This window comes from Caulobacter vibrioides OR37 (assembly GCF_000372645.1).
Classification (GTDB): Bacteria; Pseudomonadota; Alphaproteobacteria; order Caulobacterales; family Caulobacteraceae; genus Caulobacter; species Caulobacter vibrioides_E.
Window position 1 is genome coordinate 169,470 of the sequence record NZ_APMP01000003.1, and the last position, 24,920, is coordinate 194,389.

General features: G+C 68.3%; 20 protein-coding genes. 10 read left to right on the forward strand and 10 right to left on the reverse strand.

Going from position 1 to position 24,920, the window contains the following annotated elements; genetic code table 11:
* Positions 1 to 7 precede the first annotated feature (7 nt).
* The gene (locus OR37_RS04810; protein WP_004616438.1) at positions 8 to 517 is read right to left on the reverse strand and encodes a hypothetical protein; all 510 of its coding nucleotides are present in this window, start codon (positions 515 to 517) and stop codon (positions 8 to 10) included.
* Positions 518 to 567: 50 nt separating this feature from the next.
* Positions 568 to 726, reverse strand: a complete 159-nt coding sequence (locus tag OR37_RS21770) for a hypothetical protein (protein ID WP_004616441.1) — start codon at positions 724 to 726, stop codon at positions 568 to 570.
* Positions 727 to 1,089: 363 nt separating this feature from the next.
* On the opposite strand from OR37_RS21770, the gene OR37_RS04815 reads away from it, so the two are divergent.
* The 5 genes from OR37_RS04815 to OR37_RS04835 all read left to right on the forward strand — a co-directional run bounded on the left by OR37_RS04815 (position 1,090) and on the right by OR37_RS04835 (position 6,888).
* Entirely contained in the window at positions 1,090 to 1,641 is a 552-nt protein-coding gene (locus OR37_RS04815) for an RNA polymerase sigma factor (RefSeq protein WP_235046546.1), read from the forward strand.
* An 85-nt stretch (positions 1,642 to 1,726) separates the two neighbouring features.
* Entirely contained in the window at positions 1,727 to 2,704 is a 978-nt protein-coding gene (locus OR37_RS04820; protein WP_004616444.1) for a FecR family protein, read from the forward strand.
* 105 nt (positions 2,705 to 2,809) lie between these two features.
* A complete protein-coding gene (locus tag OR37_RS04825) occupies positions 2,810 to 5,122 on the forward strand; it encodes a TonB-dependent receptor (RefSeq protein ID WP_004616446.1) in 2,313 nt (770 codons plus the stop codon).
* A 138-nt stretch (positions 5,123 to 5,260) separates the two neighbouring features.
* On the forward strand, positions 5,261 to 6,103 hold the full coding sequence (locus OR37_RS04830) for a glycosyltransferase family 2 protein (RefSeq protein ID WP_004616448.1): 843 nt from the start codon (positions 5,261 to 5,263) through the stop codon (positions 6,101 to 6,103).
* Positions 6,104 to 6,111: 8 nt separating this feature from the next.
* Positions 6,112 to 6,888, forward strand: coding sequence for a polysaccharide deacetylase family protein (locus tag OR37_RS04835; protein WP_004616450.1), 777 nt, complete (start codon positions 6,112 to 6,114; stop codon positions 6,886 to 6,888).
* Positions 6,889 to 6,898: 10 nt separating this feature from the next.
* Here the strand turns inward: OR37_RS04835 and OR37_RS04840 are convergent, their stop codons facing one another.
* Both OR37_RS04840 and OR37_RS04845 read right to left on the reverse strand, forming a co-directional pair.
* Positions 6,899 to 7,024, reverse strand: coding sequence for a hypothetical protein (locus OR37_RS04840; RefSeq protein ID WP_004616452.1), 126 nt, complete (start codon positions 7,022 to 7,024; stop codon positions 6,899 to 6,901).
* 89 nt (positions 7,025 to 7,113) lie between these two features.
* Positions 7,114 to 8,562, reverse strand: coding sequence for a protein adenylyltransferase SelO (locus OR37_RS04845; protein WP_004616455.1), 1,449 nt, complete (start codon positions 8,560 to 8,562; stop codon positions 7,114 to 7,116).
* Positions 8,563 to 8,808: 246 nt separating this feature from the next.
* Here OR37_RS04845 and OR37_RS04850 point away from each other — a divergent pair, with 246 nt between their 5' ends.
* Together OR37_RS04850 and OR37_RS04855 are read left to right on the forward strand one after the other, a co-directional pair.
* Complete coding sequence (locus OR37_RS04850; RefSeq protein WP_004616456.1) at positions 8,809 to 11,331, forward strand: TonB-dependent receptor; 2,523 nt, start codon at positions 8,809 to 8,811, stop codon at positions 11,329 to 11,331.
* A gap of 338 nt (positions 11,332 to 11,669) precedes the next feature.
* The gene (locus OR37_RS04855) at positions 11,670 to 14,099 is read left to right on the forward strand and encodes a M20/M25/M40 family metallo-hydrolase (protein WP_004616458.1); all 2,430 of its coding nucleotides are present in this window, start codon (positions 11,670 to 11,672) and stop codon (positions 14,097 to 14,099) included.
* 4 nt (positions 14,100 to 14,103) lie between these two features.
* Here OR37_RS04855 and OR37_RS04860 read toward each other — a convergent pair whose 3' ends face one another.
* Together OR37_RS04860 and OR37_RS04865 are read right to left on the reverse strand one after the other, a co-directional pair.
* Positions 14,104 to 15,972: an AMP-binding protein gene (locus tag OR37_RS04860; RefSeq protein ID WP_004616460.1), complete on the reverse strand. Its 1,869-nt coding sequence runs from the start codon at positions 15,970 to 15,972 to the stop codon at positions 14,104 to 14,106.
* A gap of 90 nt (positions 15,973 to 16,062) precedes the next feature.
* A complete protein-coding gene (locus tag OR37_RS04865; protein WP_004616462.1) occupies positions 16,063 to 16,278 on the reverse strand; it encodes a hypothetical protein in 216 nt (71 codons plus the stop codon).
* A gap of 210 nt (positions 16,279 to 16,488) precedes the next feature.
* Between OR37_RS04865 and OR37_RS04870 the strand changes: the two genes are divergently transcribed.
* Positions 16,489 to 17,139: a glutathione S-transferase family protein gene (locus OR37_RS04870; RefSeq protein ID WP_004616464.1), complete on the forward strand. Its 651-nt coding sequence runs from the start codon at positions 16,489 to 16,491 to the stop codon at positions 17,137 to 17,139.
* A 508-nt stretch (positions 17,140 to 17,647) separates the two neighbouring features.
* On the opposite strand, the gene OR37_RS21625 is transcribed toward OR37_RS04870, so the two are convergent.
* From OR37_RS21625 to OR37_RS04880, 3 genes are all read right to left on the reverse strand, one after another.
* A complete protein-coding gene (locus OR37_RS21625) occupies positions 17,648 to 18,352 on the reverse strand; it encodes a hypothetical protein (RefSeq protein WP_131368809.1) in 705 nt (234 codons plus the stop codon).
* A gap of 196 nt (positions 18,353 to 18,548) precedes the next feature.
* Entirely contained in the window at positions 18,549 to 19,988 is a 1,440-nt protein-coding gene (locus tag OR37_RS04875; protein ID WP_004616468.1) for an aldehyde dehydrogenase family protein, read from the reverse strand.
* A 140-nt stretch (positions 19,989 to 20,128) separates the two neighbouring features.
* Positions 20,129 to 20,707: a methylated-DNA--[protein]-cysteine S-methyltransferase gene (locus OR37_RS04880; RefSeq protein ID WP_004616470.1), complete on the reverse strand. Its 579-nt coding sequence runs from the start codon at positions 20,705 to 20,707 to the stop codon at positions 20,129 to 20,131.
* An 82-nt stretch (positions 20,708 to 20,789) separates the two neighbouring features.
* On the opposite strand from OR37_RS04880, the gene OR37_RS04885 reads away from it, so the two are divergent.
* Together OR37_RS04885 and OR37_RS04890 are read left to right on the forward strand one after the other, a co-directional pair.
* A complete protein-coding gene (locus OR37_RS04885; protein WP_004616472.1) occupies positions 20,790 to 22,421 on the forward strand; it encodes an amidohydrolase in 1,632 nt (543 codons plus the stop codon).
* Between the two features lie 74 nt (positions 22,422 to 22,495).
* Positions 22,496 to 22,714: a hypothetical protein gene (locus OR37_RS04890; RefSeq protein ID WP_004616474.1), complete on the forward strand. Its 219-nt coding sequence runs from the start codon at positions 22,496 to 22,498 to the stop codon at positions 22,712 to 22,714.
* A 1-nt stretch (position 22,715) separates the two neighbouring features.
* Here OR37_RS04890 and OR37_RS04895 read toward each other — a convergent pair whose 3' ends face one another.
* Positions 22,716 to 24,824 (reverse strand): hypothetical protein, encoded by a 2,109-nt coding sequence (locus OR37_RS04895; RefSeq protein ID WP_004616476.1) that lies wholly within the window; start codon positions 24,822 to 24,824, stop codon positions 22,716 to 22,718.
* Between the last annotated feature and the right edge of the window lie 96 nt (positions 24,825 to 24,920).

A 24,920-nucleotide genomic window follows, 5' to 3' on the forward strand; every position in this document is an offset into this window, starting at 1 on the left:
GGCGCGTTCAGCGTTTGCTCGGCGCCTGCAGCGCCTGAACCAGTTGGTCGGCCGTCGCCGCCGGCTCGCCCTTGCGCTGCCGGATCGACGACCAGGCCACCGTCTTGCCCGTGGCGGGGTCGACGACGGCCAGGGTGACGACGCGGACGGGGCCCTTACGGCTCCAGGGCCGAGCCTTGGGGGGCGCGCTGCGCCAGGCCGAGGCGTCCAGGGAACCCGAGGCGCTGGAAACGCCCAGACTGGACGGCGCGGTCGCCACGCCGACCTGGACCAGATAGGCGGACCCGGCCTTGCCGCCGCCGTTCGCGGCCCCCGCCGCCGCGCTCAGCCGCTCGACGGCGCGAGCCTGCACGGCCTTGGCGAAGGCCGCGTCGGCGCCGTCGGCCTGGCTGGCGAAAGGGGCGAGGCTGACGCCCCGCAGCGCGGAAAGGTCGCCCTGTCCCACCGCGCGCGGCGCGGCGCACGCGCTCAGCATCGCCAGGCACGCGCCGGCCAGAACAAGAACGCGTCCGCGCATGATCAATCGCCCCCAGGTGTCTTCAATGTCGGAACGATAGCGCCGCCGGCTCAGGCCAGCCAGGCGTGAATGACCGCCGCCGCCACGAACAGCAGCGCCCAGATCAAGGCCGCCGCGGCGACGACCAGGGGAGCCGGAGACCAGACGCGTCGCGGCTTCGCAACGCCGGTGGCGGAAACGCCCGGCCGTGTCGCGCCGTACTGGGTCATGGCTCGACCTAAACTCCCCTCGCTCGATGAAGAAGAGGACTAAAAGCAAGACGGCCGCCGCGCCAAGGCGCGATCGCCCCGCCGTTACAATGGATTACATTGTCGCCAGGCCGACCTCTTCCCCCGCGCGCGCGGCAAGCGCCCGCCGCGACATTTCGTCACGGGTCCGACTTGGCAAACCCGAATTGGGCTCTCTTCCCGCGCGAAATCTCTCGCGCGGGAACCCAAGCGTCGCCATGGGCCTTTTTCCGCCATGCTGATCGGCTTATTTGCGCCGCGAGGCGGGAAAGGCGTCTTCGCAACTAAGCGATCGTCTTTCCGTAAAAAAGATGGATAGTGCCGCCCCGGGAAAAGGGGCGGCGATTGGCTGACGCGGGTGGTGACCTTTTGAGCGTGACGGACTCGGACAAGGCCGTTCTGCTGGGCCTGTACGAGGAAAAGCGCGCCAATCTGGTGCGCTTCTTCGCCGCGCGCCTGGGCTCTCGCGCCGAGGCCGAGGATCTCGTCCAGGATCTCTATATCCGCATCAGCGGCATGGAGAATCTCGGTCCCGTCGATAATCCCTCGGCGCTGCTGCACAGGATCGGCTCGAACCTGATGCTGGACCGGATGCGCAGCCAGAAGCGCGCCGGGGCGCGCGACAACGATTGGCGCGCCGTCAACACCTCGACCATCGCCGGACATGAAGTGACCGACGAGCCCCCCGCCGACGAGGTGGTGGCTGGACGCCAGCGGCTGCGCGCCTTGGTCGAAGCGGTTCAGGAGCTGCCGGAAAAGACCCGCCAGGCCTTTCAGCTGCACAAGCTGGACGGCCACAGCCACGCCGAGACAGCGCGTCGCATGGGAATCAGCGTCAGCACGGTGGAAAAACATATCAGCTCCGCTCTGAAGACGCTCACGAGGCGGCTGCGATGAATTATGCGGACGCACATGGGGGACGATGCTTCGCGGCGACGTCTACGGTCTTGGGGATGATGGATCCTCGTCGGAGCAACGCCGGATGAGCCGGTCAGCGCAACATCTGCAAGAGGCGGCCGAGTGGCTGACCCGACTGCAGCGGCCGGAGGTCGAAGAGACCGACTGGCTGGCGTTCGACGCCTGGCTGATCGAGCCGGGCGCTAAGGCGGCGTATGACGCCGTCCAGGCCATCGACGAGGAAATCTTTCAGCGCGGTTCGGCCCTCCGGGGGGAATTGGCCGAACCGAGGCGCGCCGCGGCCAAGCGGGCCTTTTCGATCGACTGGCGTTGGCTGGGCGGTCTGGGCGTCGCGGGGGCCGCGGCGGCCGTCGCCCTGGCCATCGCGCCCTGGGGCGAGATGCTGCCGCAGGCCGACACGCTGTATTCCACGGCCCGGGGCGAAAGCCGCGCCGTCCAGTTGGCCGACGGCAGCCACATCGACCTGAACACCGACTCCCGCATTTCGGTGCGTCTCGAAAAGGACGCCCGCCGCGTCACGGTTCATGACGGCCAGGCCCTTTTCGACGTGGCCCACGATAAGGCCCGTCCCTTCCTGATCAGCGCCGGCGACGAAACCGTGCGCGTGGTCGGCACCAAGTTCGACGTCCGTCGTCGCGACGGCCAACTCAGCGTCACCGTGCTGCGCGGCTTGGTCGAGGTCTCGACCGACGGCGACGACACCCCCGTTCGTCTGCGCCCGGGCCAGATGCTGGAACATGTGGAAGGCGCCTCGGGCGTCACCGTCACCAATGTTTCGGCCGATGACCAGGTCGGCTGGCGCTCGGGCCGCCTGATCTATCGCGACCAGCCGCTCAGCCGGATCGTCGCGGACATGAATCACTATTTCGACCGCCCCGTTCGCCTCGAGGGTGAAAACACCGCCGCGCTCCGCTTCTCTGGCGTATTGATCGTGGATGGTCAGGATGCGATGGTCCGTCGCTTGACCAGCCTGATGCCGATTTCGGCGACGCCGACCGATGATGCGATTGTCCTGCGCGGAAGGCCGTCCGCCCCGAATTGACGTTCTTGAGCGGGTCCGCCCCTGAGCCGGGCCCTGCTCCTCGTCGCCGCCAGCATTCTGGGCCTGGGCGTCAGCGGTCGCAACGCGGTCGCCGCCGACGCGCGCGTGCGTCTGGACATCCGCAAGGCCACCGTCGCCGAAACCTTGATCGACCTTGGCGCGCGCATGGGCGTGTCCATGGGCGGCGTCGAGGCCTGCAAGGGCAAGGCCACGCCGTTGTCGGGCCAGTTCACCCTGCGCGAGGCGCTTGACCGCGTCATCCGCGACCGGGGCTGCGCCTACGCCTTTGTCGACAGCCGCACGATCCGCTTCACCGCCGCGCGTCCCGCCGCCCCCGAGCGCGCGGTGATCGCCGTGCGCGCGCCCTCGACGGCCGAACCGATCGCCCCCCTGGCGCCGCTGATCATCAGCGCCGGCAAGCGTCCGGCGCGCCTGGGCAGCCTGCCGGGCGGCGTCAGCGTGATCGGGTCTCCTCAGTTGCAAGACACCGGTGTCGACGAGACCGGCTCGGTGGCGCGCCAGACGGCCGGCTTCATCACCACCAACCTCGGCGCGGCGCGCAACAAGATCCTGCTGCGCGGCCTGTCGGACGGCACGTTCACGGGGCGAACCCAATCGACGGTCGGCACCTATCTCGACGATGTCCCGGTCAACTATAACGCGCCCGATCCAGACCTGCGCCTGATCGACGTCGACCGCGTCGAGGTGCTGCGCGGCCCGCAGGGGGCGCTTTATGGCGGCGGCTCGCTGAGCGGCATCTATCGGATCGTCACCCGAGCGCCCGAGCTTGGCGCCTATTCGGCCTCGGTCACGGCCGCCTACGCCTTCACCGAATCCGGCTCGCCCAGCCACCGTCTGGAAGGCGTGGCCAACGTGCCCATCGGCCAGAAGTCGGCCCTGCGCGGCGCCTACTACTACGACGTCGACGGCGGCTATCTGGACGACGTCAATCTCCGCCTGTCCAACGTCGACAAGACCACGCGCCGGGGCGGTCGCCTGGCGTGGCGCGCGGAGCTTGGCCAATGGGAAGTCAAGCTCGCCGCCGCCGGCCAGAAGGTCTCGTCCAACGACACCCAGTACGTGACCCTGGCGCCCGGCGGCCCCCGCCGCGCGAACCAGGTGCGCGAAACCCACTACAACCGCCTCGCCGAGACCTCGCTGCGGATCAGCGGGTCGGGCGACTGGGGCCGTTTCGTCTCGGTGACCGGCTATGTCGATCACCAGTACGCCAGTCGCTACGACGCCACCCTGGCCGTCACCCAGTTCGACGGACGCGCCGTGGAGCTAGGCCTCTATGATGAGCTGGCCCATGTGCGCATGGCCGTCGAGGACGCCCTCTATACCGGTCCCGCGGTCGGCCGCTTCCGCTGGATGATCGGCGCCTTCACGGCGACCAGCATCGAGCAGGGCGACGCCGAGCTGCGGGCCCGCTCCAGCGGCGTGACCCGCAGCGTCTATGACGAGGACCGCAAGGACCGGCTGAACGAATACGCCCTCTATGGCGAAGCGACCTACGACCTGGGCGGCGGCTGGAAGATCGCGGCGGGCGGGCGGTCGTTCAAGACGACGGTGCACACCCGATCCTATGTGCTGGCCCCTTCGCCCGGCCAGTCGCGGGACCTGGATCGCAAGGCCACCTTCACTGGCTTCTCGCCCAAGCTGTCGCTGCAGCGCGACCTGGCCGGCGGCGGCCTGATCTACATCCTGACCTCGGAAGGCTATCGCGCCGGGGGCTTCAACTCCGGGGGACTGGCCAAGCCCAGCGCCAGCCTGCGGGTCTTCAGCCCCGACCATCTGCGCAACTACGAAATCGGCGCGACGCTCAACCCCTGGAATGGACGGGTCAACCTGCGCACGGCCTTGTTCTACGACGACTGGCGCGACATTCAGACCGACCAGTATTTCAGCTCGGGCCTGTCCTACACGGCCAATATCGGCAATGGACGCAACAAGGGCCTCGAGCTGGAGGCCGCCTGGCGCGCCACGCGGCATCTGACGATTTCGGGCAACGCCCTGTTCAACCGCCCCAAGCTGACCAACATCGCGCCGGGCTATGGCATCGCCAACACGGCCAGCCTGCCCGGCGTTCCCGACGTCTCGTTCGGCAGTTTGATTACCTACCAGCGCGCGATCCTGACGCACGCCACCCTGATGCTGACCGCCGAGACCGGCTATATCGGCAAGTCGCGCCTGACCTTCGATCCGCGCTACTCGCCGTCGATGGCCGGCTACTACACCGGCAAGCTGTCAGCCCAGGTGATGACCGACCGGTGGCGCGCGGCGCTGTTCGTCAGCAATCCCTGGAACAGCTCCAGCGACACCTTCGCCTATGGCAACCCCTTCAGCTTCGGCCAGGTGCGCCAGGTCACGCCGCAACGCCCGCGCACGTGGAGCTTTTCGCTGACGGCCAATTTCTAATCACGAAAACCCGGATTGGGGACGCTGTCACGAAGCTTACGAGATTCTTAAAGCGCGCCTTGGGGGGCGGCCCGACCTCGCGGCGTCATCACATCGAGGGTGATCGCGGGGGCGTGATCGCTCAGACGAGGAACCGTGATGGCCAAGCTTTCGGCGCTCATTTGCGTCCACAACGAAGAGCAGCGCCTGCCCGCCTGCCTGGCGGCTCTGTCGTTCTGCGATGAGATCGTCGTGGTCGCCGACCGTTGCAGCGACGGCACCGAAGCCATCGCCCGCCAGTACGGCGCCGTCGTCGTATCGGGCATCTTCCCGATCGAAGGCCCGCGCAAGCACGCCGGCATCGCCCGTTGCACCGGCGACTGGATTCTGGAGCTGGACGCCGACGAAGGCGTGACCCCCGCCTTCGCCCAGGAAATCCGCGACACCGTCGAGCGCGCCGACGCCGCCGACTGGTACCAGATCCCGATCGACAACTATGTCGGCGACCAACTGGTTCGCCACGGTTGGGGCGGCTCGTTCGGCACCGCGTCGGCCGCGCGCCTGTTCCGTCGCGGCATGAAGTCGTGGAAGGCCGAGCGCGTCCATCCGGGCGCCAAGCTGGACGGCGTGTCAGGCGGTCGCCTGACCCAACCGCTGCGGCACATGGTCGACGAGGATATCGCCGACATGTTCGCTCGCCTGGGCCGCTACACCGCCCTGAAGGCCCAGGATCTGGCCGACAGCGGCAAGATCAAGAGCGTGGGCGACGACGCCTTCCGGGGCGTGCGCCGGTTCTTCAAGTGCTACGTGTCGCGCAAGGGCTACAAGGAAGGCGAGCTGGGCTTCCTGATCGCGCTGATGGCCGCCCTCTATCCGATCCTGTCGAACCTCCGGGCCCGTGAAATTCTGCGCACGCGCGCCAAGGCCAGCCTGGCCGAGACGCGCCCCGCCCCGGCCCCAACCCGCCTGCCGCTGCGCCGCGTCGAGGTCGTCGGACAATAGACCCGCCCATGCTGGCGCGTTCGCCCCTGGTCTTCCGCCTGGCGCTGGGACCGGAACTCCATCTCTGGGCCAAGGCAGGCCGGACGCCCGTGCTTTGGTGGCGGGACGACGACGCACGCGAGCCGACACCCGCGCTGGAGAGGCTTCTGGACCTGTCGCGGCGGCATGACGCCCCGTTGACGGTCGCGGCCGTCGCCGGGCCGAACCTGGCCTCCCTGGTGCGTCGGTGCCAAGACCAGCCCGATATCGAGATCGCCGTCCACGGCTTCCAGCACGTCAATCGCCAGCCGGAAGGGCAAGGATTCGGCGAGATCATCGACAGCGACAGCGTGGACTGGGTCCTCGCCCAGCTGCGGGCCACGGTGACCCGGTTCCACGACGCGGGCGCCACGCCGACCTTGTTCGTGCCGCCATGGAATAATCTGAAGCCGCAGCTGATCACCGCCCTGTCCGATACGCCCATCCGCGCGGTCTCGGGCTTCGCGCAAGGCGTCAGCGAAGCGGACGGCGTCTCGCGCCTCGACGCCCATTTGGACGTGCTGCGCTGGAAGGGCGGCGCGCGGTTTCGCGGGACCTGGCGCTTTCTGGCGCGGATGCGCAAGCTGCTGGCCCAGCGTCGCGTCACCGGCCAATGGGGTCAGCCGATCGGTCTATTGACCCATCATCTGGACCATGACGAAGACGCTTGGCGCTTCCTGGACAGCTTCCTGGGCGCGTTCCGCGTGGAGGCGCGTCGGTGCCTGCAGCTCCAGACCCTCGCCGAGCCGACGGCGCTCTGCGCTTAGAACGTTAGGCTCAGGCCGGCTCGGGGCGGTCGCGCAGGCATTCGCCGATGGCGCGGGCGCAACCCGGGATGCCCAGGGCGCCGACGAACGACATGGCCACGGCGCAGACCAGCATGATCGGTTGGAAGAAGCGCATCTGGTCTCTCCATGCAGCGTTCATCAGGCCACTCTGCCGAAGTTGTAAGACGGAACCTTGACGATTGTTCCGGATGCGCACGAAAAAATTCAGCTCGCGGCTTTTTTGTCGCCGGCCGCCCCCAGGTCGTAGGCCCTTCTCGCCGACTCGATCCGGTCCAGCTTGGCGTGAAGCGGCCCCCAATCGTCTTCCGCGGCGATCGGGGCCCAGAGTGATTCGACCTCCTCGATAATCAACTCCTCGGGCTCGGGACGCTGGAAGACCGGATCGGCCAGACGCTCGGGCCAGTCGGGATCGAACGCCGCCAGCCGTCGACGGAAGATCTCGAAGTTTTCCGTGCGGTAGAGCTCGGCGCGCGGGCCGTCCATCGCCCGGCCGGTCGAGGCCTCGCCGCCGAACCAGTCAAAGAAGAACGGCTCCCACCGCAGCCCTTCCCCGCCCTCGGCCAGGGCCCGGAAGGCGCTGTTGACCAGCTCTATATCGGCCTCGGCCCCTCGGCTCCGGACGCCCAGCCGATCCAGGATCGCGGCGCGCAGGGCGGTCCGATAGGCGTCGGAAAAGCCGTTCAGGGCCGCGAGCAAGCCTTGCTGATCGGTGACCAGGGTCAGGCAGGCCGCCAGTTGCTGAAGGTTCCAGAACACCGCCTCGGGCTGGCGGCCGAAGCTATAGAGGCCCTGGTGGTCGAAATAGGCGGCCGTGAAGTTCGGATCGTTGCGCGGCAGGAAGCGCCAGGGCCCGTAGTCGAAGCTTTCGCCGGTCACCACCATGTTGTCGGTGTTGAGCACCCCGTGCACGAAGCCCGCCGCCATCCAGCGGGCCAGCAGGCGCGCGCTGGCGGCGACCACCGCCTCCATCAGCGCCGCCGGCCGATCCGGCGCGTCCGCCAGCTCCGGATAGTAGAGCTCGACCACATGGTCGATCAGCCGGACGATCAGGTCGCGCCGCTCGAAATAGGCCAGGCGCTGGAACGTCCCGAACCGGATATGGCTGTGCGACAACCGAGTCAGGACAGCCGAGCGCGTCGGACTGGGCTCGTCCCCGCGCGTCAGCGCCTCGCCGGTCTCGATCAGCGAAAAGGCCCGCGACGTCGGCGCGCCCAGCGCCTCCAGCAGCGTGGCGGCCAGGATCTCGCGCACCCCGCCCTTCAGGGTCAGGCGACCATCGCCGGCCCGCGACCACGGCGTCTGGCCAGAACCCTTGGTCGCCAGGTCCAGCAGGCGGTCTGTCCCGCGCTCCCGGGCCTGGGCGAACAGGAAGCCCCGTCCGTCGCCGAGGTCGGGGTTGTAAACGCGGAACTGGTGGCCGTGATAGCGCATGGCCAGCGGGACCGACTGGTTGTCCGGCAGGGGATCGAAGCGGCCGAAGTGACGGATCCAGGCGGCGTCATCCAGCGCCTCCAGCCCCACGGTCGCGGCCGCTCGATCGTTGCGGAAGCGCAGGGCGGTCTCCGGGAAATCGGCCGGCTGGACCGGATCGGCGAAGTCGCCTCCCAAGGCCTGGAAACGCGGGTCAGGACGGTAGGCGGGCGTGAAGCTCATGGTCGCCAGATGAGGCCGGCTCGCCCCTCGCGCAAGGCCGTTTCGAATTTCGATGACGCCACGGGAACATTGTCGCTTCCCGGCAACAGACTGTCACGGAACCTTAGGAAAAAAGGGAATTTTGCTTGCCGAGGCCGGGAGCGGCGCCTAACCCTTTGCTATCCATTCGAACAATCGTTCGGGCGGAGCAACGAAAAACGAGCCGGGAGCGGGCAAGCGCTCTTGGCCAAACAACCGAGGTAGGAAATGCGCTTCACCCAGGTGCTTTGCGGCACTGCGTCCGCTGTCGTCCTCGCCGGTCTTGGCGCCGCCAGCGCCGCGCAGGCCCAACAAGCCGCGAGCGACGTCCAAACCGTCGACAGCATCGTCGTCACCGCCCAGAAGCGGGAACAGAACCTGCAGGACGTGCCGGTCGTCGTGACCGCCGTCGGCGCCAAGCTGCTGCAAGACACCGGCGTCAAGGACATCAAGGATCTGACGATCCTGACCCCCGGCCTGACGGTCACCTCGACCTCGTCGGAAGCCTCGACCACGGCCCGCGTGCGCGGCGTCGGCACCGTCGGCGACAACCCCGGTCTGGAAAGCTCGGTCGGCGTGGTGATCGATGGCGTCTATCGTCCCCGCAACGGCGTCGGCTTCGGCGACCTGGGCGAGATGGAGCGGATCGAAGTCCTGAAGGGGCCGCAAGGCACCCTGTTCGGCAAGAACACCTCGGCCGGCGTCATCAACGTCGTCACCAAGCAGCCCGAGTTCAATTTCGGCGCCAATGGCGAGCTGACCTTCGGCAACTACAACGCCAAGGGCGTGGCCCTGTCGGTCACCGGTCCGCTGGCCGGCGACAAGCTGGCCGGCCGCCTCTACGTCGCCGGTCGCAAGCGCGACGGCTTTAACGACGTGGTCACCGGCCAGGGGCCCTCCAAGCGCGACCAGGACGCCGATTCCAACTTCTACACCGTGCGCGGCCAGTTGCTGTTCATCCCGGATGACAAGGCCACGTTCCGCGTGATCGGCGACTACACCAAGCGCAACGAGAACTGCTGCGGCGCGGTGCAGATCCGCACAGGCCCGACCGCCGGCATCCTGGCCCTGGTCTCGGGTCAGGCCACGCCGGTGGCCACGACCGCCAACCCCTACGCCCGGATCGCCTATTCGAACCGCGGCGCTCCGGCCACGATCACGGACAAGGGCGTGTCGCTGCAAGGCGACATCGAGCTGCCGATCGGCACGCTGACCAGCGTCTCGGCCATTCGTCAGTGGCGAACCGACAACGGCCAGGACTCCGACTTCAGCCTCGCCGACCTGGCCTATCGCAACAAGGACGGCACCAACTACTCGAAGTTCACCACCTACAGCCAGGAACTGCGCCTGGCCGGCAAGACCGACAAGTTCGACTGGATGGTCGGGACCTTCCTGGCGGACGAGCGCCTGGAGAACCGCACCAACTTCCTCTACGGCAATGACTACGAGCAATACCTGGGCCGCCTGCTGTCGCGCTCGGCGGCCAATCCGGCCGGCATCGCCAACTTCATCGCTCTTCTGCTGAACCGCGCGCCGAACACCTCGTTCCCCGCCGGCCAGGGCATCTATGACCGCTACGACCAGCGCGCCCGTTCGATCGCCCTGTTCACCAACGACACCTGGCACGTGACCGACGCGTTCGAGATCACGGGCGGCCTGCGCTACACCTCGGAAGACAAGAAGCTCAACACCTACCAGACCAACAGCGACGGCGGCGTCGGCTGCGGCACGGCGCTGTCGCCGGCCGGCCAGGCCCGCATCGCCGGCATCGTCGGCGCGGCCAACGCCGGCGTGGTGATCGGCAACCTCTGCCTGCCCTGGGCCAACCCGCTGTTCAACGGCCGCGGCACCGTCCAGACCCGCACCGAGAAGGAGTGGAGCGGGACGATCAAGGCCTCGTACCGCATCTCGCCGGAGGTCTTCACCTACGCCTCCTACGCGCGCGGCTACAAGGGCGGCGGCTACAACCTGGACCGCACCCAGTCGTCGAACGGTCTGCCCTCGGGCGCGGCCGGCGTGGCGCCGATCTACGACACCTCGTTCCCGGGCGAGTTCGTCGACAGCTACGAAATCGGCCTGAAGAACACGCTGTTCCACCGCACCGTGCTGTTCAATGTCAGCGGCTTCTATCAGAAGTTCACCGACTTCCAGCTCAACACGTTCCTGGGCACCTCGTTCGTGGTTCGCTCGATTCCCGAGGTCACCTCCAAGGGCGTCGACGCCGACTTCCTGTGGTTCACCCCGATCCACGGCCTGACGGTCCAAAGCGGCTTCACCTACGCCGACACCAAGTACGGCAAGCAGCCGATCCCGAACGATCCGGGCAACGCCCTGGCGCTGCTGCCCGGCAGCAACCTGTCGCTGGCTCCGAAGTACTCGGCCTCGGGCTCGCTGACCTACGAGACCCCGGTCGGCGACAACCTGAAGGCCCGCTTCAACATCGGCGCCAAGTACTCCAGTTCGTACAACACCGGCTCGGACCTGTTCCCGCCCAAGATGCAGAAGGCCTACACGGTCGTGAACGGCCGCATCGGGCTCGGCTCGGCCGACGACCACTGGACCGTCGAACTGTGGGCTCAGAACCTGTTCAACGAGAAGTACATGCAGGTCGCCTTCAACGGCACCCTGCAAGGCTCCTCGGGGCTCAGCGCCACGCAGAACACCTACAACCCGGCGCTGGACACCGTCACCTACGATGCGTTCCTCGGCGCGCCGCGCACCTACGGCGTGACCCTGCGCTCGAAGTTCTAACCGGGAGGGGGACACCGGCGGGCGACTGGGAACAGGGCCCGTCGGCTTTCGGGAGCGGGAAGGGCGATCCGGGGGACCGGGTCGCCCTTTTCCGTGCGCGGTCCCCTAGAGCGTGAGGCTGAAAGTGGGAACCGGTTTCAGCTTATCTCACGCTCTAAACATCTGATTTAGAGCCTTTTTGACGCCTGAAATCGATTCCGATTTCAGGCTAAAGGCTCTAGCGAACAGGCTCCGTCCCCTGAAAATTCGCGACGCGTCGTCGACGCGGGGTTTGCGATCGGGCCGCATCACATCAGCATGGGCGCGGGGGAATCGTTCGAAGCGTCGGAGCCGCGCCCATGAAGACGATCCGCTTTCTGGGGTTCTGGATCTGCCTCGTCCTGGGCCTGGCCCTGGGGAGCTGGAGCCAGCGGCCGCCGGCGCCGGTCGCCGCCAGCGCGCCCGAGACCGCGTTCTCCGCCGAGCGCGCGTTCGTCGACGTCGCCGCCATCGCCCAGAAGCCCCACCCCGCCGGCTCGGCCGAGATCGCCAAGGTCCGCGACCATCTGCTGGCCCGCATCGCCGCGGTGGGGCTGGAGGTCTCGGTCCATCCCGGCGAGGGCTTCCTGTCGCGCAATGGCCCCGACGGCCAGCCTCCGCGCGCCCTGACCGTGGCGGCGGTTCAGAACCTGGTCGGCGTATTGCCCGGCAAGGACCGCGACCTGCCGGCGATCCTGGTGATGAGCCATTACGACTCGGCCCCCAACTCCCCCGGCGCCGCCGACGACACGGCCGGCGTGGCCGCCGCCCTGGAGATCGCCCGCGCCCTGAAGGCCGGCGCCCAGCCGCTCCGCGACGTCATCTTCCTGTTCACCGACGCCGAGGAGCCGGGCCTGCTGGGCGCCGACGCCTTCTTCGGCCGCGACCCGCTGCTGAACCATGTGGGCCTGGTGGTGAACATGGAGGCGCGCGGCGACGCCGGTCGGGCGGCGATGTTCCAGACCGGTCCGGACAACGGGTCGCTGATGCGGGTCTTCGCCAGCGCCGCCAAGGCGCCGTCGGCCAATTCGCTGGCCTCGACGGTGTATGGCAAGATGCCCAATGACACCGACTTCACCCACGCGGTGCGCAAGGGCCTGCCGGGCCTGAACCTGGCCTTCATCGACGACCAGCTGGCCTATCACACGCCGCTGGCCACGCCCGCCCACCTGGAGAAGGGCAGCCTGCAGCATATCGGCGACCAGACCCTGCCGACCGTGCGCGCCCTGGCCGACGCCGCCGCGCTGCCGGCCAAGGCGCCCGACGCCATCTATTCCGACCTGCTGGGCCTGGTGCTGATCAGCTATCCGCCGGTGGTCGGCTGGGTGCTGCTGGGCGTGATCGCCTTCCTGATCGGCTTCACAGCCTCACGCACCCTGGCCGCCGGCGCCGCCAGCGGCTGGGAAATCGGCCGAGGCGCGGCGGGCCTGCTACTGATCGGCTCCAGCGCCGCTCTGGCGCTGCACCTGGTCGGGCGCGCCTTGGCCATCCAGGACGCCCAGACGCTCTATCGCCTGCTGACGCGCTTCGATCCGCTGCTCTGGGGCGCGGCGAGCATCGCGGTCGCCGCCGGCCTGGCGGTCGCCACGGCCCAGGCGCGGGGGGCCAGCCGGATCATCCCCTGCGTCGTCGCCCTGGCTCTCGGCGGCGCCTGCAGCCTGGCCGGCGGCTTCGACGCGGTCGGCCTGGGCCTTGGCGTCGCGACCTGCGTGTTCGGCCTGGCGGCGTTGGGGCAAAGAACCGGCGCCCTGGGCGCCTGGATCGGCGGGATGATCGTGCTGCTGGCCCTGTCGATCGCGGCCCAGGTTCTGGCCCCGGGCGCGACGGTGATGCTGGTCTGGCCGCTGCTGGTCGCCGCCCTGGGCGCGGCCCTGGTCATCGGCGTCGGCGGCACGCGCGACAAGCGGGCGGCCCTGGCCCTGACCGTCGTCGTCGGCCTGCTGGCCATCCTCTCGACCGCCCAGCTGACCGCCTGGGGCGCGTGGACCTTCGCCGGCGTCGGCCTGATGGAGCCGGCGATCCTGGCCCTGTTCGCCATGCTGGCCGCCCCGGCCCTGTCGCCCCTGGTCCATGACTTCGCCGCGACCCGCTGGGCCTGGCGCGCCGCCGGTGCGCTGGTCGTGGCGGGACTGGGCCTGATCGCCAACGCCGATCGCGTGGGCGGCGACGCCGCGCGACCGGCCGTGACCCACGCCATTCAGGTCGCCGACCTCTCGACCGGCAAGGCCTGGCGGCTGACCGAGGCCGCCAAGCTGGACGCCTGGACCAAGGCGGCCCTGCCCGACGACGGCGGTTCGGATCCGAAGAAGCAGGCACTGCCGCCGTTCTGGCCGCATCCGGTCTGGATTTCCGAGAGCCGCCCCGCCCCGGTCGCCCCGCCGCAGCTGACCGTGGACCGCAGCGACGACCGCCTGCTGATCCGCCTGATCCCCGCCCCCGGCGCGGAGCTTGTCAGCCTGCGTCTGCGTCCCAGCGGCCAGCTCACCCAGCCGCGCCTGAACGGCCGTCCGGTCACGCTGGCGACCGCCCCCGGCGCCTGGTCCAGCCTGACCTATTACGCGCCCGACCCAAACGGCGTGACGCTCAGCTTCACGGCCTCGGCGCCCGGCAAGATCGAGGTCGCGGCCCTGGAATATCACGACGGCTGGCCCGCGACCGCCAAGGCCCCGCCGGCCAAGCCGCCCGGCCTGATGGCCATCGGCCAGTCGGACAAGACCGCGGTGCTGGTGCGCGCCGGGATGAGCTGGTGAGGCGTCAGACGGCGAAGACGCCGTCGCCCGGCGTCTTGGCGTAAAGCGCCTCGACCCGATCGGCCCGCCGCTCCAGCGTCGCGCGCTGGTTCACATAGCCCTTGTCGGTGATCTCGCCCGCGTCGATCGAGGGCGGCTCGGTCAGCAGGGTGAAGCGCCCGATCCGCCGCGACGAACCGCCGGCGGCGTCGTTGAAGGCCGAGAGCCGCTCGCGGACGATGGCGACCAGCTTCTCCAGCGGCGTCCCCGGCCCCGGATCGGCGACCAGCGCCGCCAGTCCGGCCGGCGAGGGCCACAGCATCGCGCCGATGAACGGCTTGTCCTGCCCGGTGATCACCGCGTCGTGGATGTAGGGGCTGCAGGCGGCGACGATGTCGGGCCGCAGCACGCCGACGCTGACCCAGGTGCCGCTGTCCAGCTTGAAGTCCTCGGTCACCCGGCCGTCGAACACCAGGCCCTTGGCCGGGTCCTCGGGATCGACGAACCGCGCCGCGTCACCCAGCTTGTAGAAGCCCTCCTCGTCGAAGGCCGCCGCCGTCCTTTCCGGGTCCTTGTGGTAGCCGGCCGCCACGGTCGGTCCCTTGACCCGCACCTCGTACTTCGAGCCGCTGGGCGCCAGCTTCAGCTGGATGCCCGGCAGCGGCAGGCCCACCAGCCCGACCCGCTCGGTGACCCAGTGGGTGACGGTGACGCCTTGCGTCTCGGTCGCGCCGTACATCGTCGTCAGCGGGATGCGCTGGCCGGTCTCGGCCACGGCGAGCGCCTGGATCCGCTCATAGACGTCGTTGGACAGCGTCGCGCCGCCATAGCCCATGTAGCGCAGGTTCTTGAAGAACGCGCGCCGCAGGACGGGATCGTTCTCCATGGCCTCGGCCAGCATCGAAAAGGCGATCGGCGCCGAGCCGAACACGGCCGGCGAGACCTCGTAAAGGTTCTTGATCGTCGTTTCGAACAGGCCCGGCAGCGGCTTGCCCTCGTCGATATGCAGCGTGCCGCCGGCCCAGATCACCGCGTTGAAGCCGATATTGCCGGCCGAGATATGGCTCCAGGGCATCCATTCCAGGCTCTGGGGGACCTCTCCGGTCTCGGGCTCGGCCAGCCTCAGGCCCTCCTGGCCGGCGATGACCCCCGCCATCATGCCGTGGGTCTGCGGCACGGCCTTGGGCAGGCCGGTCGAGCCGGAGGTGAACAGGAACTTGGCCACGGTGGCCGGGCCGACCGTCTCGCGCGCCGCCGCGACGGCCGGCGTCGGCGGCGTCGCGGCGACCTCGGCGAACGGGATCGCGCCCTCGCCGGTCCCGTCGACCGTCACCAGGACGAGGGTCGGGTCGATGGCTTTCAGCGTCTCCAGGGCCTTGGCGAACAGCGCGCCGCTCTGGGCGAAGACGACGCGCGGCGCGACCTTCTCGAAACAGTGCCGGAGCTTGGCGTGGTCGGTCGAGATCAGGCTGTAGGCCGGGCTGATCGGCGCGGCCGGGACCCCGGCGGCATAGGCGCCCAGCGTCATCAGCGCGTGCTCGATCGAATTGCCCGACAGGATCATGACGCTGTCGGCGTCCGTCAGGCCCTGGTCCAGCAGCCATTGGGCCAGGCCCTCGACCGCGCGATGGGCCTGGCCGTAGGTGACTTCGCGCCAGGGACCGTGGTTCGGCTCGCGCTGCTTGATGTAGGGGCGATCCGGATGCGCGGCGGCCTTCTCCGCGATCAGGTGGGCGATCGAGCGCGGCCCCTCCCCGGGCGCGTGGTTCGAGGTGATCACGATCGTCCCGTCGGCGCGCCGCTCGACGCTGACGTCGGGACCCTTCATCGGCAGGGGCTTGAAGGCGACCGTGCTGGCGTCGCGCGACGGCGACGCGCCATCCGGCGGCGTCATGGTCTCACTCCCTGGATTATCGTTGTTCTGTGGGCCTTGACGGTAGCGGAAAGCCCGCGCGCGGCAAGGTTGACGTTCGGGGAGGAGACGTCAGCCCTTGCGCCGCTTGCGCGCCGCCTTGGCCGCCGTCTCGGCCGCGTCGACCTGGGCGCTGAACGCGTCCAGATCGACGCCGAAGCGCTCGCCGCAGGCGGGGCAGTCCAGCACCGGCAGCATCCGCACGGCCTGGATGGCGGCGCGCGTCGGGCCGCCGCATCGCGGGCACGGAAACTCCAGCTCCACGCCGCCAACGTCCACGCCCGCCATGCCGGTCGCTCCGCCGATTCCGTCTCCGACTCAGGAGGAGACGGTGGAAACGATGACAGGCGCAATCACGGCGCGGCCATGCGGCGTGTTGTCCTCCCGCGCGCTCCTCTTGCGGCCGCTCGACCGCCGGGAAAGGATCATGCGGCGGTGTCGGCTGACGGTCCCGCCGCGCGTCCTTGGGCCTGTCCCGCCGCCGCCAGGAGCTCCGCCATGCGCCCGACCATCACCGCCTTCAAGACCTCGCCCGATCGCGGCCGGGGCCTGGCCCGCGACATGGCCGTGCGCTGGGCCCTCGAAGAGGTCGGCCAGCCCTATGACACGCGCCTGGTCACCTTCGCGGAGATGAAGGCGCCGGCGCACCTGGCGTTGCAGCCGTTCGGCCAGATCCCGACCTATCAGGACGGCGACCTCGTGCTGTTCGAGTCCGCCGCCATCGTGCTGCATGTCGCCGAGCGCCATCCGGGGGTCCTGCTGCCGGTCGAGCCCGACGCCCGCGCCCGCGCCATCGCCTGGATGTTCGCCGCCGTGGCGACCATGCAGCCGCCGATCGTCGAGCTCGGCATGGCCGCCCTGGTCGAGCGCGACAAGCCCTGGTTCGAGGCCCGCCAGCCCCTTCTGGAACAAGCCGCCCGCGTCCGCCTCGACCAGCTGTCGGCCCGCCTGGGCGAGGCGGACTGGCTGGACGGTCCGTTCAGCGCCGGCGACCTCGTCATGGTCACGGTGCTGCGCCGGCTGGGCGCCTCGGGCGTGCTGGACGCCTATCCGACCCTCACCGCCTACATCGCCCGCGCCGAGGCCCGCCCCGCCTTCCAGCGCGCCTTCGCCGCCCAGCGCGCGGTGTTCGAAGCGGCGGCGGGGTAGCCATCCGCCCCTCTCCCCGAGGAGAGGGTTTTTGGCGCGCGGCTGGAGCGCGGGATGATGGGTGTGTTTGGGTGTTGAGGACCGTTCCTGGCCGGGAAGGGAGCCGTCCGTACCTCTCACGGCGAGACGATCGCCGGACCCAGTTCACTCACAGCTATGAACCCGTCATCCCGCGCCTTGTGCGCGGGACCCATGGTTGAGCTTCCACGTGAGCGCGTGAGCTTTCTCCGCACGTGCGGCGGACGGATGGGTCCCGCGCATGAAGCGCGGGATGACGGTGGTGTTTGGGGCTTTGTGGAGGGCCCCTTCCCGCCCCCGGGAAGGGAGCCATCCTTACATCTCACGGCGAGACGATCGCCGGGCTGTCCAGGTCACTCAAGGCCGACGCTGCGCGTCGCCGCGACGCGGTCGCCGGAGGCGAGCCTTGACTGACCTGATCAGTTCGGCACGCTGCTGCCTCCAAGAGATGTAAGGTTGGGTCCGACCCTGAGGGGCGGTTGCCTAGGATCTATGGTATATAATAAACGTACCAGTGACCTTCCTTCTCAGCCCGCCACGCTAAACCTAAAGCCTCCAACTCGGAGTTTATGTATGAGATCGGCACATCGTCGATCTTGCTAGCAAACAATTTTTCTGGAAGACCCTGACTCAGGAAAAATTTCTCTCGAATACTCGCAACCAATTTATGCCGCTCTAAGTATCCACCGGACATGCCGCCGTATCCTGGATACACTACGCCCCAGTCTGGTACTTGACCTTGTTCAGCTAGAAAGAGGTCGTAGCCGGAGCGCGCAGGCGGATACCAAATGGCAGTTCCATCTACGGAACCGCCATCCCCACCAATCACCATTCCGCTGCCGTGGACGATGCCGCCACCACCATCTCCACCGCGTCCTCGACCGCCGGCACCTACTCGGCCACCGCGGCCGCCAACTACAGTTCCGTCGCCGAAAATTTCGCCACTTCCTCCACGACCGCCTTCTGCAAGAGCCTGCGAAATCTCCAAGTGCGTTAACTCTGGGGTTGGTGAGCAACTCGAATTGTAATTGTAAAGTTGCTCTCGGTAAGTCTTCACCTCGCCGATTAGAAACCCTTTCCGCTGGCTCGTCTTGCTGTCGTATTCATCGTGATGATCGAAACATAAAAACGCCAAGTTATCTTCAGAAGGATTTTTGTTATTCCTGTCGAGATGAGCGATCTGACCGCTTTTCACGCCAAGATCCCGCTTTAATCCAAAACAGATGCAACACCTTCTGCGTGATTTGACGAGAATGGCCTCATTTGTGCTGTCAGGAATAGGTGCTCTAACCATTTTAGGCTCCAGCAAAACCTCTCCAATATAATCACAAAAAAGGCGGAGCCTTCCGGCCCCGCCCTCTCTAAATCCAGCTAGCTCAGCGGCCAGCCCCCTACTCCGCCGCCACCTTCGCCGAGTAGCCGAGGATCGCCTTGGTCTCCAGGAACTCGCCGAAGGCGTGGTCGCCCCACTCGCGGCCGTTGCCGCTCATCTTGTAGCCGCCGAACGGGGCCATCAGGTCGGTGCTGGCGCCGTTCAGGTTGACCTGGCCGGCGCGGAGCTTGGCCGCCACCTTGCGGACCTCGGCCTGGTCGCCGCCCGAGACATAGGCCGCCAGGCCGTATTCGGTGTCGTTGCCGACCTCGATCGCCTGCTCGACATTGTCGTAGCCCAGGATCGAGACCACCGGGCCGAAGATCTCTTCCTTGGCGATGGTCATGTCGTTGGTGACGTTGGCGAAGACGGTCGGCTTGACGTAGTAGCCCTTGTCCAGGCCTTCCGGGCGGCCGACGCCGCCGGTGACCAGTGTCGCGCCCTCGTCGATGCCCTTCTGGATCAGGCCCTGGATCTTGTTCCACTGGGTCTCGCTGACCACCGGGCCCATCTTGTGGTTGCCGTTCGGGTCGCCGACCGTGTGGCTCTCGGCGGCGGCCTTGGCGATGGCGATCACCTCGTCCATGCGCTGGCCGGGCACCAGCATCCGGGTCGGGGCGTTGCACGACTGGCCCGAGTTCATCATCACCGAGGCCACGCCGCCGGTGACGGCGCGCTGGAAGTCGGCGTCCTCGAGGATGATGTTCGGGCTCTTGCCGCCCAGCTCCTGGTGCACGCGCTTCACGGTCGGGGCGGCGTTCTTGGCCACCTCGATGCCGGCGCGGGTCGAGCCGGTGAACGACACCATGTCGACTTCGGGATGGCTGCTGAGCGCCGCGCCCACGGTCGGGCCGTCGCCATTGACCAGATTGAAGACACCGGCCGGAACGCCGGCGGCGTGCAGGATCTCGGTCCAGATATAGCCCGAGAACGGCGCGATTTCCGACGGCTTCAGCACCATGGTGCAGCCGGTGGCCAGGGCGGGACCGACCTTGCAGGCGATCTGGTTCACCGGCCAGTTCCACGGCGTGATGAAGGCGCAGACGCCGATCGGCTCCTTGACGATGCGGGTCGTGCCGCGATCTTCCTCGAACTTGTAGTCCTTCAGCACGGCGACGGCGGTCTGGACGTGGCCGATGCCCATGGCCGCCTGGGCGCGCTGGGCCAGCCAGGCGGGGGCGCCCATCTCCTCGGTGATGGCCTTGGCCATGTCCTCGAAGCGCTTCTGGTACTCGGCGATGATGCGCTCGAGGATGTCGATGCGCTCTTCGCGGCTGGTCTGGGAGAAGGTCGCGAACGCCTTGCGGGCGGCGCGGACGGCCTTGTCGACATCGGCCTCGGAGCCCAGCGAGATCACGCCGGCGACGTCCTCGGTGGCCGGATTGATGACGTCCAGCGGCTTGGGCGCGACCGGATCGACCCAGGCGCCGTCGATGTAGAACTTGGTGTATTCGCGCATGACGTTCTCCTGCCCGTGGGTGTTTTGCCGACCGCTCTGATTGGCCCCTTCTAGGTTGGGGCGGCGGCGGAGGGTTTCAAACAGCCATTTAATGTGATCGACGATCAGGTGGGAAGGGGGCAAACCGAGGTTCGCGTCGACTATTGGCCCGTCCGCGACGGCGCGACCGAGAACTCCAGGTCGAACAGGGTGGGCGCGGGGCTGGTCCGCGCCTTTTCCAGGGTCAGGAGTCGGGCCTTGGTCTCCGCCCCGCCCGAGGCCGAGAAGCCGCCCATGCCCCCCGAGGCCGCCAGCACGCGGTGGCAGGGCACCACGATCGGCCAGGGATTGTCGCCCAGGGCCTTGCCCACCGCGCGCGCCGCGCCGGGCTGGCCGAGGGCCCGCGCCACCTCGCCATAGGTCGAGACCTCGCCCGGCGCGATGGCCCGGGCGATCGCATAGACCCGCAGGTTGAAGGCGGGCTGGCCCTCGACGTCCAGCCGGATGTCGGAAAGGTCGTCGCGGGCGCCGGCCAGCAGCTCGCGGACGCGGGCGATGACGGCCTCGGCCTCCGGCGTCGGCTCGGTCTCGACCGCGTCGGGGAAACGCCGCCGCAGCCGCGCCCACGCCGCGCCCGGCGCGCTTTCCGGCAGCTGCACGCCGATCAGGCCGCGCGCGCCCCAGGCGAGGCCGCAGCGCCCGATGAGGGTGTCGAAGAGGGCGAAACCCTGGGTGACCATGGGCGGAAAATAGCAGGCCTGTTGCGCCTTGGCAGGGGCGGCCCTAACGATTTCCGGATCTTGCCATGTTGGGGGCCTTGTCTTGCGTCGGATCCTGCTCGCGGCCCTGCTGGCCGCCACGTCAATGACCACCGCGCGCGCCGGGGATCTGCTGATCCATGGCGGCCTGATCCACACCGGCGTCGAGGCCGCCCCGACCGCGCAGGCCGTGCTGATCCGCGACGACCGGATCCTGTTCGTCGGCGACCTGAAGACCGCGCGGGCCAAGGCGGCCAAGGGCGTCCGCGACCTCGACCTGAAGGGCGCGGCGGCCTATCCGGGCTTTGTCGACGCCCACGCGCACCTGACCGGGATCGGCCTGCGCGAGCTGACCCTGAACCTGGACAAGACCGCCTCGGTCGCCGACCTGGTCGCCACGGTGAAAGCCTACGCCGCCGCCCATCCCGACGGCCCGATCTACGGTCGCGGCTGGATCGAGACCCACTGGCCCGAGAAGCGCTTCCCGAACAGGGCCGACCTGGACGCCGCCGCGCCGGGGCGCATCGTGGTGCTGGGCCGCTCGGACGGCCACGCCAGCGTCGCCTCCAGCGCGGCCCTCGCCAAGGCCGGGGTCACGGCGGCGACGCCCGATCCCGAGGGCGGCAAGATCCTGAAGGGCGCCGACGGCCAGCCGGACGGCATGTTGATCGACCACGCCCAGGGCCTGGTCCAGGCCGTCATCCCGCCGCCGGGCGAGGCGACGATCCGCAAGGCCCTGGACGCGGCCGGCGCGCTCTACGCCTCGCGCGGCTGGACAGGCCTGGACAATATGAGCGTGACGGCGCCCGACCTGGCCCTGCTGCGCGACGAAGCGGCCAAGGGGCGTTTCCAGCTGCGGGTCGATAACTACATGGATCCCAGCGGCGCGGCCGAGGTGCTGGCCAAGGGGCCGGAGGCCGACGCGACCGGCCTGATCCGCACGCGCGGGATCAAGCTCTATATGGACGGCGCCCTGGGCTCGCGCGGGGCGGCGCTGCTGGAGCCCTATAGCGACGCCGAGGGGCTGGGCCTGCAGCTGACGCCGCGCGACACCGGCGAGGCGCTGATGAAGCGGGCCAAGGCGGTCGGGGCCCAGGTGGCCATGCACGCCATCGGCGACCGCGGCAACCGCATGGCGCTGGACTGGTTCGAGACGGCGCTGGCCGGCGACGCCAAGGCCCGCTGGCGGATCGAGCACGCCCAGATCGTCGCCGACGCCGACGTGCCGCGCTTCGCCAAGCTGGGCGTCATCGCCTCGATGCAGCCCAGCCACGCGATCGGCGACCTCTATTTCGCCCCCGCGCGCCTGGGCCAGGCCCGCCTGCACGAGGGCTATCGCTGGAAGGACTTCCTGGACGCGGGCGTGGTGGTCGCCGCCGGCTCGGACGCCCCGGTCGAGGTCGGCGACCCGCGCATCGAGTTCTACGCCGCCGTCTATCGTCACGGCCTGGACGGCTTCGCCAACGCCGACTGGCATCTGGAAGAGGCCGTCAGCCGCGCCCAGGCCCTGCGGATGCTGACCTGGGCCCCAGCCTACGCGGTGTTCCGCGAACACGAGCTGGGCACGCTGGAAGCCGGCAAGAAGGCCGACGTGACCGCCTTCGATCGCGACCTGATGACCGTCGAACCCAAGGACATCCTGACGGCGAAGGCGATGCTGACCGTGGTGGATGGGAAGGTGGTGTTTAGGAAGTAGCGTGAGCAAGCGGGAATAAACCGGGCCGCTCGTCGGTCTCTATCCGTGACAACACCGGAGAGAGAGAGAGATCCATGAGCAAATCCCGTGACGGGCGTCGCCGCCTGCACGCGATCAACCTGTTCATCCGGCCGGCGGGAGCCACGCCCCTGCTCGCTGCGAACGCCAGCCAGTCCGGTTACGCCCTGCGCGGCTGGCGCGCCGGCGGGCTGGAGTTCCGGGCCGTCTCGGACATCGAGCCCGACGACCTCGCCCAGTTCGAGCGAGCGTTCCGGACGGCGACGCCGATGTAGCCTAACGGCGGAGCGGAACCACGCGGATTTCGTCGACGCCAATGCCAAGCCGACGCGGATCGACAGGGCTCGGGAAGGCCGCGTCGGGCAGGCGGATCTCGATCCGGGTCGGCCCCCGTTCGTGGCCGCTGCTGATCCTCGCTGTAAGAAGTCCTGGCGTCGTGACGCGGGCGCGACTCATGAGCCGGCCGTCCACGAAGAACTCGACCCGCTGCGGACCCGTGGGGGCCACGCTGACCAAATTTATCAACAGGACAAAGTCTGGTGTGACGTTATCCACGGTCAGCCAGGCGGTCTTGGCGCTGGTCCAGGTTCCGTGAGGTTCGGGCGGCGCCCATCCGTCGCCGAGGGCCGCGGGGCGCACCGCAGCCGTCCGGATAATCGGCGCGGCGGCGATCGCCTCGCTCGACAGCGGAATGTAAGGTTCAAGACCGGTCTGGGCGAGATCGCGACCGCACAGCAGGCCGCGTGTGAACGCATAGCAGTCCGAGCGCTCCTTGAACCTGTCGAAGAGCGTCGTCTGCTTGCTTCGATCGCCGATGACCGCCGTGATGGTCCGATCACCAGGGCCGGCGTTCACGGTGGCCGCCGCGTCGATCTCACAGCTTACATTGAAGGCGCGCGCGCTGGGACCAGAGTTGGAAACGCCGTGGCGGCGCAATGCCTGGCCGGACAGCTGAACGATAACCCAGCCATCGTCGGCGCCGACGCACTCGACCAGAGGCTGGAACCGCCAGGGTCGGTGCTCGAAGGCCGGGTCGGTGCGAACGACCGCGTCGTACAGCGGGGCTACCGGCTTGTAGGTCGTGCGTACGCCTCGGATCATCTGGGTCATGTCGAAGACCTGCAGAAGAGCCGCCAGCGCCAGCAGCCCTCCGCGGAGGCGTGCGGACTCCAGCTTGTCGATCCTGGTGATGGCCAGCGCCAAAATCGCGTAGCCAACGATCCAAAAGAATCGCCCGTGCGCCCGGAACAGACCAATCAGGTCCCCCAGCTTGCCGGTCGGCCGAGGGAGATCGAACAGCAGTTTCATGCCAAGATACGGACGCGGACCAATGGCCCATAGGGTCAGGATGACCAACGCGATCAGCAGAGGGCAAAAGCGCGACCAGGCCATCTTGTGCCGACCGACGCCGCCTCGCGCCATTCCCCAAACCGCCCGCGCAGCGGCCGCGAACGCCAGCAGCAACAGGCCAGCGCCCAGATAGGCGTAACCTTCGAAGGTCTGCGCGCCGTTGGCGTCGAGCGTGCCGGTGAACCAACGTCCGTCCCAGATCTGACCGAAGGCCGCCGATGCTTGCGGCAAAAAGGGCCCCAGAACGTTCATCGAGTACGCGCCCATGGCCGCGCCGCCGCCTGACTGGCCGCCATTCGCGCCGTAACCCAGCACCCAGGCCGATAGCCCCATGGCCAGGCCGACAGACACGATCGTCAGCAGGACCGATCTCGGCGCCTGGTCCCGTTTCTGCAATAGTTCGGAGAGCAGGCCCGAGCCGAGGCAAGCAGCGAACGGGACCACATGATAGGGGTGAATGCCGAGCGTCGCGACGCCCAGGACGGTGATCTCCAGAATCCGTCGCCGGGAAAGACCAAAGCGCGCGACTTGGACGCTCCAAGCCAGGCTCAGGATCAGCAGCCAGTGGCCAGCCAGCGCGATGTGGCCGAATTGGCGAACGAACCAAGCCGGATAGAAAAGCGCGATCAACGCTCCAAGCACCAAGGACGAGGTCCGCTTTACGCCGCACGCCCGCAATAGCGCGACCATCGCCAACGGCTGGGCGATGTACGAAATCAACAGAAAGAGGGCCAAGGGATTGACGATGCGCCCCAGACCAAGCGCCTTCGTCAGGATCGTCACCCAGGGCAAGCTGTCCGTGTAGACGATCGAGGTTGGCAAGGCCTCGCCGCGCAAGGCCGTGGTTTCGACCGGCGGAAAGCGCCAAGGATGATCAATGATGGCGTAGTGACCCGCCATCATCGTCGCCATGTCGCCCCTTGGTTCGATCCAGTAGGGGTCGTTGGCGGACAGCAACGGCAACCCCATCACGATTTGGAACAGCATGATCGCCGCGAGAACCAGTCCCGACTGCCAATACACCTGACGCTTCACCGACCGCCCCCAACCGCCCCTAGGAAATCGACAGCCCTGCTACCTGAGAGCGAGGCGCTTATCCATACCTCTTCTCAGAAGGGCGTCACACGCTGG